This is a genomic window from Methylotuvimicrobium sp. KM2, assembly GCF_038051925.1.
Lineage (GTDB): Bacteria > Pseudomonadota > Gammaproteobacteria > Methylococcales > Methylomonadaceae > Methylotuvimicrobium.
Genome location: NZ_CP150634.1, coordinates 765,714 through 779,530, shown reverse-complemented (window position 1 = coordinate 779,530; position 13,817 = coordinate 765,714). Strand labels below are relative to the sequence as shown.

Below are 13,817 nucleotides of genomic sequence, written 5' to 3'. Positions count from 1 at the left end.
CAGTTCACGACCAGAATCGCCTAGCGTTTTATGTGGGGTTATGATGATTTCTCGTTGTGTATTTGTTTGCATGTTGCAAGAATTGTTTTCCCATCGATCAACGCGCCGACCTTGCCTTTGATGGTGATTTTACCTTTGTCCGGCAGGATGATGCCGTTGAGCATTTTCAACAGCGTGCTTTTGCCGGCGCCGTTGCGGCCGATGATGTCTAAACATTCGCCGCGTTGACTTCAAACGAAACGTTATCGACCGCCCAGAATTCGCCCTTGCGCAGTTTATCGGAGGTGCTGGGCAAGTGGAATCGCAATCGATGCGGTTCGTGCCTTTTATGCCCCTTTGGGTACACCGCATCCTACACATTCGACGCCGTACAGCATAGACCTTTTCAGCGAGCGGCAGAATTTTTTGCTGACGTTTTCGACTTTGATTATTCTGGTTCCCACGGTCTTCCGTGGGAACCCATACCTTGGCTGCCGAGGCAAGATCGGTATGCATTCCCACGTTGGAGCGTTGGGAACGAGGAAATGCTCCTGAAAAAAATGCAATTCATTAGGTTCAAGTGGTGCGAGTCCAGTAACAGCGGTATAGCTGATTTCGTGAACAATGCCATTGATCAATACGATTTCCGCTCTTGATTCGCGTCCCTGACATTTTCCGTGAACATGGGATAGGTTCATGTTCGTTTGCATAAAACATCACGATTAATCCGAAATACTCGTATAGTTTTTGCATGGTTAAGCAAGTAGGATAATGACAGCGTGAACCTCATCAATCGCGAACGATGCGGTTTGTTCCTCACTGCCTATGGGCTAAGAAAAAAAATGGATTGAGTATGCGCAAACGGCCATTAATCAATTGCCCGTTTTGCATGCCTTCAGCAAGCAGGATTCGGACTAAGGATTTCGTGATAAATAACGTCCTGGAACTATGAGCCTTGTTGAGGGTTCGGTCACTCGCTTGACAGGACGCCGTGAATACGTCCGTGTAGGCTTGACGGCGGCTTTCCCTGCCGCCGACACCTGCCAATCGAGCAACCGAACCCTCCTTAAAATAGGGAAGTTATTTACGGCCAAATCCTAAGCTATCGGTAAACATTTTTCCGGCGACCTATTTTTATTACTTCGACTGTCAGCACGGCATTTAACACGGTGTAAATGATGCGGTAGTCGCCAGTCCTGATTCGGTAAGTATGGTCTGAGCCGACCAGCTTTTTGCAGCCTGTCGGGTAGGGATCGTCGGCAAGTGCGCGGATTTTCTTGATAGCGGCATTGGCTACGGATTTTGAGAGTCGGGCCAATTCTTTTTGCGCGTTTGGCTTTATTTTAAGCGCGTAACTCATGCTCTATCTCTTTCACCGCCTCTTCAAAAGGTATGGCTTCTTCGTCCTTTCGCTCTGCCACTGCGGCTAAATCTTCTAAATCCTCCAACAGCTCTTCATAATCCTCCAATGACAATATGACGCTGATTTTGTTGCCGTTGGTGTCAGTAATGAATTGTAGTTGCATGGTCATAGTCTCCTCTTGTTGCAATGGATTATAGCAAAGATGCGGTGAATAGCCTGGACCACATAAATCACGAACGATACCCACATGGCACAAGTGCGGTTCGTGCGTGCCTTACCGCATCTTATAAGCTCTCGTATAGTTTTGGCATGGTTTAGGTGATATGTTTATTTTTTAGCCATCACAGACTATTTTTCACTGAATCGTTGTCGTTTTTTTCCGCTTCGAGGTTCGCTAATCGGGTGAGTTCTTCTATCGGTAAATCCGGTAATCCGGTGCGCCGCCATTCGGTGTAATTAAAGCGTTCGCGGGATATTGCCATTAAAAAACGTTCGGCTTCGACTAAGCCCAATGCTTGTATCAATGCGTTCATACCGGCCATGCGTATTTCAGTTTCAGTTTTCATACCATTTCTCCATATAAGCCAAGGCATTTTGCGGTAACAGCGCCAATGTATCATCGACCACGCGCAAATATTTGAGTAATCGATCATCTGATGTCACGAAGATTTCTGCGCCGCCTGCAATGGAACAAGCCACATGTAAGGCATCGTATTTGCTTACGCCCAATGTCATTAGGTTTGTGGCTCGTGCAATGATGCTGTCATCGATCATAATCACGGTAGATGCTAGGATTCGCCAATTGAGTATGACGATTCGATGTTCTTGGAACGGGTTTTTTGAACATTCAAAATCAAGAATTGAAGACCACAGAAGTTCATGCTCACCATCTTTGATCTTTTGTTGAATGACAATTTTGGCTTCCGTTTCGATTCGAATACGTGACTGAGCGCGTAGCCCGTATGCAGCGTAGCGAAATACGGGAATGACGTGGCTCCGAACTTCCCGGATTGCGCTACGCTCCATCCGGGCTACGCTGTTTAGGATTGCCGGAAGAGGTCCGTTGCGATTTAGCCGCGAGGATCTTTGCTTAGCTTGATGCGCATAGGTTTGCAACCCCGTCCTAAACATTTCGACTTTGGCCGAAGTCAGCCGAAATGTTTAGGGCAAACCGAATCGTTGGGGACGGGTTAAATAACCCGTCCCGCAAAAGGCATAGACCGTTTCAGCGAGCGGCCAAAATGTTTGCTGACGTTTTCGACCTTGATTAAAACTTCATCCGACTGATTTTAAGCTCGTTCCGCAATTCTCGGCATGGTGATATGAAAAGCTCTCCAGCCTAGAAAAAATACACCAATGCTGAAGACTATCATGTAAACCAGCAGTTCCGGTTGCATTAAGGGCTGCCCCGATAACAGGTTTTGCGTTGCAATCAATAGCGGGCTAAACGGATTGGCGACATTGACGATGGTGAAAGGTTCTCGGACTGGGGGCGGATACAGAATGGGGGCCAAAAACATGCCGAAGGTCAGTACCATGCTCAGCATGTTGCCCATGTCGCGTAAAACCAGGTTGATGATCGCCATGATAAAGCCCGCCCCCAAGGCCATCAGTAACACGGCGATCAATATCAAGGGAATAAAGACGCTGTGCCAGGCAGGTACAAAACCATACCAGATGAATACCACCGTTACCGGAATCAAACGTATCATGAAATCCAGCGACGCTTGACCTATGGCCGCAAAGACCAGCGCTTCCTTGGGAAAGTTGATTTTCGTGACCAAAGACCCGGCATTCACCAAACTGTTGGTGCAACCGATCAGGCAACCGGCGAATAGTTGCCAGACGGATATGCTCCATAAAGCATGAACGACGTAAGGCATGTCGGTCGGCCCCATGTCGAATACCCGGTGTCGTGATAAAAAAGTAAAAATGGCGACTGTGACGATTTGCGGCAGAACCGCCCAAACATAACCCAGCATCGATTGACGATAGCGGACCGAAAAGTCCCTAATGATCAATCGCCAGATCAATTCTCGACTGGCAATCAGGTCTGAGAACATCTCCTGCCAGATTCGGGTTTTATGCCCGTTTCGGCGAGCCATATAGATTTTGGTGTTATTGCTTTGTATTTTCATGCGTAATGATTTAAGGGATGTGTTCACGGCGTCCTTTAACGGACACCCTGGTGCCGAATTTTGATCTGCGATGGGATATACAGCAAGGCAAGTTAAGCTCGCGCTAACCCGACCTACCCGACTTGGGTCTCAACACCGCGATCAATGTCGGATGAATCCATACAAGCCCTCGAAATACCGCCAACGGAACCCAAGCCAGAATACGCGCGTTCCTGTCGTTAACATTCAGATAATAACGCTTCGGCCATTTACAAACGGCATCGCTAACCGGCCGTATCGTAAAATGTCTACCCGCTTTGGCCTTTAAAGAAAACCAGCTCAAAAGCCTCAAATCTTCATAATAACGGTTTAAAAACTTCAATACGCGCATGAACAAAGGTTGCGGCAGATAATGTAACAACAGAACACGATAATGCACTTCCCAGGGCCAAAGGCGGTTCGGTGTCGCCAAATAAACCAATCCGTCCGGCTTTAAGACGCGCGCGATTTCAGCTAAATGAACATCTGCGTCCGCTACATGTTCAATGACATGGTTGCTAATCACGATATCGAAGCTCTGCGCGTCAAACGGCAAAACGAATAACCTTCGCGTTCGCTGCGTTGATCGACGACATCCACACTCGTTACATCGAAATGCCTTGCAAGATAAAAAGCAATTGAACCGTTACCGGTGCCAATATCAAGCAGCTTGAGCGTATTGTTGCCGCCCTTGCCCACATCCTCGATAACTTTGAGTATTTTTAGGGCTTTCGCCTGCCGGGCATGATCGGCGGCGAAGCCTTTATTGATTGACTGCTTTGAGTTCATTCCTGACATTTATCGGAGACTGCCGGTCAATTGCCGATACAGCGCGGAAAAACGTGCGCCAATAACGGACCAATCGTACTGTTGCGCCCGGCTTTGCCCAGCTTCTGCCAAAGTCTGACGCAACTCGGGATTCATAAGTAATAGCTCGATTGCTTCTTTAAGTTCTGCCGGCTTACCGGGCGAGGCCAACAACCCGGTTTCGCGATGCCTTACCACCTCGCCGATACCGCCGGTTTTGGTGCTGATTACTGCCGTTCCACTCGCCATCGCCTCCAATAAAATCACGCCCTGCCCTTCTGTGTCTCCTTTGCTGTCGACGACAGACGGCGCGATGAATATATCGGCGGCAGCGTAATAATCCGCCAAGTGTTGATTTGGGATACGGCCATAAAACTTTACCCGCTCGAAAAGACCTAAACGGCGTACTAGAGATTCCAGCGAATTTCTTTGCGTACCGTCGCCGATTATCCAAAGCTCAGTTTTATGTTTTAAATCGTCCGGCAACAAGTGCACTGCGCGAATTAAATCGGCCACACCTTTTTTTTCAACCAACCGGCCCACGAACAGCAACACCAAGGTATCGGAATTTAACGCCGCTCGATGCAGCCAAGAATTTCCGGAATTGAAAGCCGGGTAATCGATACCCATCGGAATGATCACCGGCGCTTTGCCATCCTTGCCGAGCGTATTAGCCGTGGCCCGGGTATTGCTGGTCCAGGCCGAGCAATGTTTGACGGTCCATCGCTTCAGTTGGCTCAAAGCCGAGCCTTGCAAGGCAAACGCATCGCCGCCATGAGCGGTAACGATTACCGGTATGCGGCAAAACCGGCCCAGCGCCACGGCAATAAAGCCTTGCGGAATCAGCCAATGTGCGTGTAGTAAATCCGGTTTGTTATGCCTTATCACGCGCCAGGTCTTAAAAAATGCCGAGGCGACAAAGAAAGGGACTTGTAACAACAAATAAGGCCGAGCGCGCAAATTAGGCAAGATGCCGGCTCCATAGGCCAATTGCTGCCCGAATTTAGGAAAGAAATAGCGAAACCGATAATGCGTTATCTTAGGTTCGTCAAACTTGGAATCGACATTCGCGTCATCGGGCGAAACAATGTGCAGCTCGAAACCTTGCCGGGTAATCGCTTGCGCCAGGCCGCGCAGGAATATCGACGCACTGTCGTCGGCAAAACGCGGATAACTCGACGTTAACCACAACACCTTCAGTTTATTCCGATTCCCACAGTCCTCCGAGGGATCTCGTACCTTGGTTGCCGAAACAAGATCAATATGCATTCCCACGCTGGAACGCTCATCGTTATACATAAGTCAAAAATTACCCTTTTGCAATTTTAGCCAATGAGACCTCGATACCATTTATTGTCACTTAATACACTCGGCTATCCCTCACCTAACGCTAGGTGAGAGTCTAGCGCTAGGCGATCCGCGTAGGGTACGCTGTGCGTACCGTGGTAACCCCGAGATGTTCATGCACCAACCGAACCGCCAGGGCACGGCTTTGGTACGCGCAGCGTACCCTACAATTTATGTATAACGATGAGTGCTGGAACGTGGGAACGAGGAGGTGCTGGATAGCGAATTGAAGTACACGGCTTGCATGCAATTTGTGCCTCAATCCTTTTCCGCATGGCGGTAATGCAACGAAGAGACCTGCTCGGACAAAATTCCAATCAAAAAAATGAACAACGAAGCCAAAAACAATACCGCGCTCATATTGGTAAACCGACCGCTGGTTATAAATGTGTAAGCGTAATAGGACGCTCCCGTCATAAACACCAAGAAACTTAACGGCAAAAACAAACGCATCGGCGAAAACAGCGCGCCGATTTTCATGATAATGACAAAAAACCGAATGCCGTCCCGCAATAATTTGATATGACTTCTGCCTTCGCGCTTGCCGGCATGAATCGGCACATAGGCCACCGGAAAACCGGATCGGAAAAAAGCCATCGTGCTGGTGGTCGGATAGGAAAAGCCGTTCGGAAGCAAATAGAGAAACCGGCGAAACTTATCGGCTTTGACCGCACGAAAGCCCGAGGTCAAATCTTCAATCCGATACCCTGTCATGATCGACGCCAACTTGTTATAAAACCCGTTCGCGAAACGCCGCAGCCACGACGCATGCGTTCTTGCATGTCGCGCACCGACCGCCATGTCGTAACCGGCATCGAGCTTAGCCAGTAAAGCGGGGATATCTTCCGGATCATGCTGACCGTCCGCATCCATGAATACCAAGATATCGCCGCCGGCGTTTCTGGCTCCGGTTTTAATCGACGCGCCATTGCCTTGACTGTAAGGATGGCTGATTACCTTGGCGCCGGCTTTGGCCGCCAACTTAGCGGTATTATCGGTAGAACCGTCGTTGACAACGATAATCTCGGCATCGGGCAATAAGTGCTTCAATCGCCTTAATACCACTGCAATATTTTGCGCTTCGTTCTTGGCCGGTAAAACGACACTGAGAAAATTGGCCCGCCCTTCCCTTCCTGCCTGGGCATTTATGCTCAACTTATCCATACCAAATCACCGTTAGTATTAATCGTTCTCACGCTCCAGCGCTCATCGTTATACATAAGTCAAAAATTACCCTTTTGCAATCTTAGCCAATGAGACCTCGATATCATTTATTGTCACTTAACACTCTCGGCCTTCCCTCACCTAACGCTAGGCGAGGGACGATCAGGGGATCGCTCCCACAGAGCGTCCGCCGCTCTCTGTGGGAGCGACGCCTTCGTCGCGACTTTCGAAGCCAGTAACGCTCAAACACCAATAGCCATTCCGGACAACACAACAATTTAGCCTTTGCGGGACGGGTTATTTAACCCGTCCCCAACGTTTCGGCTTGGCTCAAACAAATCGGCTTGCTTTGACCACGGGCGAAACGTTTAGGGCAAGCTCACACCCCCGTCCTGTCAAGAAATTCACCGGTATTACCGATTTTTTACTTATTCCCACAAATGACTCAAACTAAATGAATGCTCGGCAAATGGATCGGCGCTGACTTGATCGTCATCCTTTAAACTCTGCTGCAACAACCAATGGCCTTCTTGTAAGCGATACGTTTCGAGCGTATGCAATATCGGATCGATCAACCAACAATAAAATACGCCCAGACTGGCATAAATCGGCATTTTCTCGCTGCGATCGATTTTGGCGGTTGCTGGCGCTAAAACCTCGCAGACCCAATCGGGCACGATTTCAAACCAAGCCGTCTCAGGCAGTTGCGGCATTCGTTGTTTACGCCATCCCGCGAGATCCGGCACCAAAACATGGCCCCCGACATGCAACTCCGGCTCGTCTAGAATCCACCAGCCGCCCGGACTACCCCCTCTTTGAAAAGGTCTAAACAATTCACCACCCAACGCCGAACTGGTCAAAGCATGCTTCGGCGCGGGCCTCGGCTGCACCTCCAGACGTCCATTGATGATCTCGCCGATCACATTTTCGGGCAAAGCCAGAATATCGTCATAACTGGGTAATTTAAGCGCGGGATTTGCCATGTATGTATGCCTCACATTTCCAATCGACTCAATCAATTGGCGTCTAACTGATCGATCGTTGGCAGTATAGCATAACGGCATGACTCGGCATTGGGCTGGGTCACTTGCGGGCTTCCCAGCGGGACGGGTTATTTAACCCGTCCCCAACGTTTCGGTTTGCATCAAACATATCGGCTTGCTTTGGCCGCGGTCGAAGCGATTATGACGGGGTTACAAACCGCGCCTTGCTGAAGCTAGGGATTGGGAACAAGATATGTCAAATGTAAGGCCTGACCCCGGAATCTGACCCCGGAATCTGCGGCTTGTCATATTGTAGTCTATAGGCTACTGTAAGCCTATGAATTACGAAATACAGACTACCTCCAACTTTGACAAGTGGCTTAAAAATCTCACTGATCGTAAGGCCGCTTTAGCTATTTTGCAGCGCATTAACCGCGCTAAAATTGGGTTGTTTGGCGACGTTAAGGCAGTTGGTGACGGCGTGATCGAGATGCGTGTTTTTGCGGGGAAAGGCTATCGCGTGTATTTTACGATTCGTGACGCCGAAATTATTTTGCTGTTATGCGGTGGCAATAAGTCGTCGCAACAACGGGATATTGAAAAGGCAAAAAATCTTCGTAACCAGCTTTAGGAGTTTGTAATGAAAACTGAAATCCAGCTTTATAATCCGTTTGATTATTTGCAAAGTGACGAGGAGATTACCGAGTATTTAACTCAAGCACTTATGGATGACGATCCGCGCGTTTTGGGGATTGCGTTAGGGTATTTGGCTAAAGCGCGCGGCATAGCGGATTTGGCTGAAAAAACAGGGCTGAATCGGGAAAGTTTATATAAAACGCTATCCGGGAAAACGCAACCGAAATGGAGCACCATTAACCGAATTATCAAGGCACTGAATATTAGGATTCAAGCGGTAACTTAATCTATCCTGATTAGCGGAACTGCTTCAGCTAAAGCAAAACAGCCAAGTTATTCATCAGCGGGATGGGCAGTTTGTAGGTGCGACTACCTCGTCGCGAACGAGGCAGATAGATAAGCGCTTCCGGCCGCGCTTATCGCACCCAGGTCTGCGCTCCCTTATACATAAAACGAAACCAGTACCTATTAAAAGACCTAAAAGCTCTTTTTCTTCTCTGAAAAATGTTTAATTACTAAGATCTACCCCCCCTTCTCTACATTTTAGTGTCAAATTCAAGGCCTGACCCTGATGTATCCCCACAAAACGCTCGTTCCCATGCTCTGCGTGGGAATGCCGCTTTAGACGCTCTGCGTCGACTGCTGTGGGCAATCGGATTAAGAAACTGTAGAGAATGTATCGTTGCTCTTGTCGGGATTATCGACCTCTGGGGACGCAGAGCGTCCCGGGATGCATTCCCACGCAGAGCGTAGGAACGATGAAAAAATCAATATATCTATCAATTTTCAGCCATAGCAAATTGTTTCACTTCGCTATTTCGCGGGGATACCTCAAGGACTGACCCCAATATCGCTCTACGCGGTACGCGGTTAACGTGATCACGCAATCGCCATCAGCCCTTTTTTCTGGATAACGGTGAGCAGCCGCAAAGCCGGTCCACCAGGCTTTTTTACACCACGCTCCCAGTCAGAAACAAGATTCTTGGAAACATTGAGGTAGCGTGCAAACACCGGCTGCGAGATGTGCTCACGCAAACGGATCTCCTTGATCTCTTCCGGTGTCAGTACATGAATCGGCGTCAGACACGCCTCATCAAATTCACGCATCGTCTGCTTATCGACGGCGCCAATTTCGTGCAAAGCCTCCATCGTCTCATGGATGGCGGCAAAGGCATCGCTGCGGTATTTCTTAGGCATCTTTCACGACCTCCTCAAACTGACCGTTTTCGATGAGCCGTTGCAAATGCTCATCGGTGAGTGCAAGAACCTGCTTAGCCATCTTCTTGAACTGGATTTCTTCATCCTCGCGGATGTTACCCAGCTCGCCCTTCGGGAATCCAAAAACGAAGAAAGCTTTGTCCTCCTTGCGGTACAACACAATGCTGCGGTATCCCTTAGACTTGCCGCCACCTGGACGTGCAATCTGCTGCTTGATTACGCCACCACCCAGATCGGCATCGATCTGACCTTGTTCGGCACGCTCCACCGCACCCCAAAGTGCTTCGGCTGAGATTTTTTCTTTGCGGGCAAACCGCTCAAACCAGGTATTTTTAAAAACTCTCAAACCAAAGCACTCCATTTAGCGAGCTCATAGTATCACACTAAGCATTACATATTAAGACAAAATACTCGCCTAACTCCATCGTCTGCTTGCTGCGCTTGTGCCGACCATAGCTATCGGAACGCTCTTACTCTGCTCCGAGTGCCGCCATTAAATACTTCTAGCCTCTTGGCTGATTTAACATAAAAGGCAATTATGGGAATCATAAATTATGTGTACCTGACCCCTGTTATTTAGCAGCGTAGCCCGGATGGAGCGCAGCGCAATCCGGGAAGTTCGGAGCCACGCCATTCCCGTATTCCGCTACGCTGCATACGGGCTACTAGCTACTAGCCACAGAAAATTATTTGCCACGAAATCCTAAGATTTTAATTGCTCAACAACAGCAATCCATTGCTGTCTGAGTATTGGATTTTTAGGGGCCTTGTCGATGGCTAGATGCAATAATTCACGAGCGTCGGCGTTCCGTCCTTGCTGAAGCAGTTGCGTATATAACAATATCAACACTTCTTGATCGGGGGATCTATGAAAGGCCTTTTGTAACCGCTCAATAGCCAAATCATTTTGTTGATCATACAAAAATAAACGCGCTTGAAGTAACCATAATGCTGCTTGAGTGCGGGCTCTGGAAAATTTGGGATTCGCTAACAACTGCTCGCTGATTTGTTGCAAATCTTCTGTTCGTAAAAAAGGGCAAGCGCCCTGTTCATGAAGCTTGCGAATGGCATCCAATGAAAATAAAGCCAAATAACTAAAATGACTGTTTGCCAATGCCGTCCGCATCATCGCCAAATGCGACGCCACCCCTTCGGCATCGCCGCGCATACATCGCAATCTTAAACCTTGCATGGCGACACTACTTAACGCCGGATTTAACGATAACGCCTGGTCCAAAATCATTTGGGCTTCATTCAAGCGGCCCGCGGAAACATAAGAATGCGCCATAGTTTGCACGGCGCGCGGGGAAGCGGGATGTTGCCGCGCCCATAGCTCCAGTTCGCGGTTACCCCAAATCGATGTCACCTGCCAAAGCACAAATGCGAGAAAGCAAAAATACAATCCGCCTAAACCGTATTTCAAAGCCTTAGAAAGCGGCATGCGACTAAAGCCCCAGGACAATGCCAACACCGGGCCTATCAGCGGTAAATAATTACGATGCTCGAAATACAGCTCCAACGCAATCCACGAAGACTCGATGAAGTGCCCCGCCAAATACCACAACACGGCAAACGCCACGACAGGATAGCGCCGCCGCCAAATCAGGGCGCCGACGAAGACCGCCAGCCATGCCAATCCAGCCAACCAAGCTTCCCAATCGGAAGCTTGATAAATCCGGTAATCGTCATGAAAAGGGCCTAGCGCGAAAGGTCTAGGCAAAAAAGCCAGTCGCAAATAATCCCACAAGATGACCGGCTGCGTGAATAAACGCTCGCTTAAACTAAAAGCCCGGTTACCATAGGCATGGACAGAACCCGGCAAAATCCACAGCATATACAAGCCCAGTACGACACTCGGCAACACAATAGCCATTTGCAAATAATTCCGAGGCCACATCGGCGTATTCCGTTCCTTGGCGGTCAATAAGGTCCATTCGATGATAACCAGAAACACCGGCAACAACACACCGTTTTCCTTGGTCAACATCGCGAGGACAGTACATAAGCCTACGCCAAAAATTGTCAGCCAAACAGACCAAGTTTGCGTTTGCCGTGCGCGCCCCCATAGATACACCCAAACCCCGATTAGCACAAAAGTCGCGCTGAGCGATGTCATGCGCTGCACGACCATCATGGAGGTCGACGCCAATATCGGCAATATCCCCCAAAGTCCCGCCGCCAATGGGGCAAAGCCATAGCCGCCAGAGAACAAATCAGGACATAGCTTTTGCAAGCGGCGGATAATCGACGCCAACAAGAGGACATTGATCAAATGAATCCAAGTATTCGTGATTAAAAAAGGGCCGGCGGAATCGGGATAGGCGGAAGCATTCATCAAGAAGCTGGCCAAGGCTACCGGACGACCCAGCGGACCGGCGCCTCCATTAGCGATATAAAACAGCGCGCTACTCCAATCTTTGACATGAAACAAACCATCTAAAGTTGCCGGATCGTCAAAAAAGAAAATGCCGTCAAACCCGAAAGTGTAAAAAAAATAGACTGTGCATAGCGTTAAGAGCAACATTACGTTGTCTCGAACAAAAGGCGAGCAGTAGTTTAAGTTTTTTTGCATGTCAACTTTTTAAAGGTAGCTAGAAAGATCAAGAGTTTGGCTAGTATAACGAAACTAAAAAATATTGGTATCAACAAGCTGCATTTCACACTGGGAAACGCGACATTTGTTATTTTCCAAACATCTTTATATAAAAAACCCCTGTCCGGAGTTTCCGGCCAGGGGTCTTAATATCAATCCTTCGATAACTTATGTTTAATTTATTACAGCGATCTACATGAACCTGGGAGGTATTTCGCCGGAACCGGGTCTGCGGAACCTGGGCCACACACCCAAGTTTGAACTACACTATTCGCACTTACATCATCGCAGGTAGCAAATGTCGTTGCATTATTATTGGCACATGGTTTCATACGCACCGTCTTATCATCAATATCAGCATCACCGAATCCCCTTGTCGTAATTGTGACCAGGCCTGTAGTCGCGGCAGTACTGACGGAAGCAACGTATTTAGAAGTATTCGTTCCTTCACACCCCCAAGTATCAGCGGCTGCCGGAAGAACAGAAGAAGTTTGCACAACTTCAGTTATTGCAGTGCGGCAGGTAGAACCAGCTAAAATAACTTCAGACATCTTAGCCCGAACCGTGTAATCCTGATAAGCCGGCAGCGCGACCGCCGCCAAGATACCGATGATCGCGACCACGATCATCAGTTCGATCAAGGTAAAACCTTGTTGTGTTTGTGTTTTAAAGTTTTGCATGGTAACCACCCCTGTGTTGGTAGAAAAGTTCGAATTGAATTCAGTCAAGATAATGCATTCGCCATGCCAACCTTGAAAATAAGAGTCGGGGACTTTGTATTTCAATGCATTAGGCGAATCTCTTTTCGGCGAGCGGCGCTATTCATTCGCTCTGACCTGAAATTCCGTTCGGCAAGACTTTCTGAATACGGCGTTTTGTGACAATTTTTGTCAGCTCTTTTCACTCTGTCGCCGGTCTTTGGCAAGACGGGGCTTATAACCTCGCCCTAAACGTTTCGATCGAGGCCAAGGCAGATCAAAACATTCGGGGCGGGTTGAATAACCCGCCCCGAATGGCGTAACGTTTTAGCATCAGCTTTCATGGCTCCAGCGCTCATCGTTATACATAAACCTAAAAAGAGCAACTGAGAACACAGAGACCTCCGCCGCTAAATCGCTACCGACCTCTTCCGGCGAGTCAAAACAGCGTAGCCCGGATGGAGCATAGCGCAATCCGGGAAGCTCGGAGCCACGCCATTCCCGTATTCCGCTACGCTGCATACGGGCTACATGCTTTAATAGCAACTTTGGAAAGAGCAGACATGGGGTGGTGTGGCCGTTTTTAGCTTGATGCGTATGGTTGAATAACCCGCCCCGAATGGCGTAATGTTTAGCATCAACTTTCATGGCTCCAGCGCTCATCGTTATACATAAACCTAAAAAGAGCAACTGAGAACACAGAGACCTCCACCGCTAAATCGCTACCTACCTCTTCCGGCAAGTCAAAACAGCGTAGCCCGGATGGAGCATAGCGCAATCCGGGAAGCTCGGAGCCACGCCATCCCCGTATTCCGCTACGCTGCATACGGGCTACATGCCATCTTAGCCAATGTGACTTCGATATCGTTTATT

18 protein-coding genes are annotated in these 13,817 nt (G+C 48.7%); 2 read left to right on the top strand and 16 right to left on the bottom strand.

The window, feature by feature from the left end; genetic code table 11:
• Positions 1-38: 38 nt before the first annotated feature.
• From WJM45_RS03465 to WJM45_RS03415, 11 genes are all read right to left on the bottom strand, one after another.
• Complete coding sequence (locus WJM45_RS03465; protein ID WP_341327592.1) at positions 39-170, bottom strand: hypothetical protein; 132 nt, start codon at positions 168-170, stop codon at positions 39-41.
• A 911-nt stretch (positions 171-1,081) separates the two neighbouring features.
• Positions 1,082-1,339: a type II toxin-antitoxin system RelE/ParE family toxin gene (locus tag WJM45_RS03460; protein ID WP_341327591.1), complete on the bottom strand. Its 258-nt coding sequence runs from the start codon at positions 1,337-1,339 to the stop codon at positions 1,082-1,084.
• Complete coding sequence (locus WJM45_RS03455) at positions 1,323-1,511, bottom strand: hypothetical protein (RefSeq protein WP_341327590.1); 189 nt, start codon at positions 1,509-1,511, stop codon at positions 1,323-1,325. The genes WJM45_RS03460 and WJM45_RS03455 overlap by 17 nt, the downstream gene beginning before the upstream one ends.
• Positions 1,512-1,683: 172 nt before the next feature.
• Positions 1,684-1,908 (bottom strand): hypothetical protein, encoded by a 225-nt coding sequence (locus WJM45_RS03450; protein ID WP_341327589.1) that lies wholly within the window; start codon positions 1,906-1,908, stop codon positions 1,684-1,686.
• A complete protein-coding gene (locus WJM45_RS03445) occupies positions 1,898-2,368 on the bottom strand; it encodes a hypothetical protein (protein ID WP_341327588.1) in 471 nt (156 codons plus the stop codon). The genes WJM45_RS03450 and WJM45_RS03445 overlap by 11 nt, the downstream gene beginning before the upstream one ends.
• Positions 2,369-2,631: 263 nt before the next feature.
• A complete protein-coding gene (locus WJM45_RS03440; protein WP_341327587.1) occupies positions 2,632-3,480 on the bottom strand; it encodes an ABC transporter permease in 849 nt (282 codons plus the stop codon).
• A 103-nt stretch (positions 3,481-3,583) separates the two neighbouring features.
• Complete coding sequence (locus WJM45_RS03435; protein WP_341327586.1) at positions 3,584-4,054, bottom strand: methyltransferase domain-containing protein; 471 nt, start codon at positions 4,052-4,054, stop codon at positions 3,584-3,586.
• On the bottom strand, positions 4,021-4,287 hold the full coding sequence (locus WJM45_RS03430; RefSeq protein ID WP_341327585.1) for a class I SAM-dependent methyltransferase: 267 nt from the start codon (positions 4,285-4,287) through the stop codon (positions 4,021-4,023). The genes WJM45_RS03435 and WJM45_RS03430 overlap by 34 nt, the downstream gene beginning before the upstream one ends.
• Positions 4,288-4,296: 9 nt before the next feature.
• Positions 4,297-5,499 (bottom strand): glycosyltransferase, encoded by a 1,203-nt coding sequence (locus WJM45_RS03425; protein WP_341327584.1) that lies wholly within the window; start codon positions 5,497-5,499, stop codon positions 4,297-4,299.
• A 411-nt stretch (positions 5,500-5,910) separates the two neighbouring features.
• Positions 5,911-6,816 (bottom strand): glycosyltransferase family 2 protein, encoded by a 906-nt coding sequence (locus WJM45_RS03420; RefSeq protein ID WP_341327583.1) that lies wholly within the window; start codon positions 6,814-6,816, stop codon positions 5,911-5,913.
• A gap of 428 nt (positions 6,817-7,244) precedes the next feature.
• A complete protein-coding gene (locus WJM45_RS03415) occupies positions 7,245-7,799 on the bottom strand; it encodes a Uma2 family endonuclease (protein ID WP_341327582.1) in 555 nt (184 codons plus the stop codon).
• A 337-nt stretch (positions 7,800-8,136) separates the two neighbouring features.
• On the opposite strand from WJM45_RS03415, the gene WJM45_RS03410 reads away from it, so the two are divergent.
• Positions 8,137-8,430 carry a type II toxin-antitoxin system RelE/ParE family toxin gene (locus tag WJM45_RS03410; RefSeq protein WP_341327581.1) on the top strand — a complete coding sequence of 98 codons (294 nt, stop codon included), beginning with the start codon at positions 8,137-8,139 and terminating at the stop codon, positions 8,428-8,430.
• A 9-nt stretch (positions 8,431-8,439) separates the two neighbouring features.
• Positions 8,440-8,721, top strand: coding sequence for an addiction module antidote protein (locus tag WJM45_RS03405; RefSeq protein WP_017840683.1), 282 nt, complete (start codon positions 8,440-8,442; stop codon positions 8,719-8,721).
• Between the two features lie 593 nt (positions 8,722-9,314).
• Here the strand turns inward: WJM45_RS03405 and WJM45_RS03400 are convergent.
• The 5 genes from WJM45_RS03400 to WJM45_RS03380 all read right to left on the bottom strand — a co-directional run bounded on the left by WJM45_RS03400 (position 9,315) and on the right by WJM45_RS03380 (position 13,592).
• A complete protein-coding gene (locus WJM45_RS03400; RefSeq protein WP_017840684.1) occupies positions 9,315-9,632 on the bottom strand; it encodes a DNA-binding transcriptional regulator in 318 nt (105 codons plus the stop codon).
• Entirely contained in the window at positions 9,625-9,999 is a 375-nt protein-coding gene (locus WJM45_RS03395) for a type II toxin-antitoxin system RelE/ParE family toxin (protein WP_341327580.1), read from the bottom strand. Before WJM45_RS03395 ends, WJM45_RS03400 begins: the two co-directional genes overlap by 8 nt.
• A gap of 357 nt (positions 10,000-10,356) precedes the next feature.
• Positions 10,357-12,225, bottom strand: coding sequence for a hypothetical protein (locus tag WJM45_RS03390; protein WP_341327579.1), 1,869 nt, complete (start codon positions 12,223-12,225; stop codon positions 10,357-10,359).
• A 203-nt stretch (positions 12,226-12,428) separates the two neighbouring features.
• Positions 12,429-12,926, bottom strand: a complete 498-nt coding sequence (locus WJM45_RS03385) for a pilin (RefSeq protein WP_341327578.1) — start codon at positions 12,924-12,926, stop codon at positions 12,429-12,431.
• Positions 12,927-13,277: 351 nt separating this feature from the next.
• Positions 13,278-13,592 carry a hypothetical protein gene (locus tag WJM45_RS03380; RefSeq protein WP_341327577.1) on the bottom strand — a complete coding sequence of 105 codons (315 nt, stop codon included), beginning with the start codon at positions 13,590-13,592 and terminating at the stop codon, positions 13,278-13,280.
• Positions 13,593-13,817: the final 225 nt, after the last annotated feature.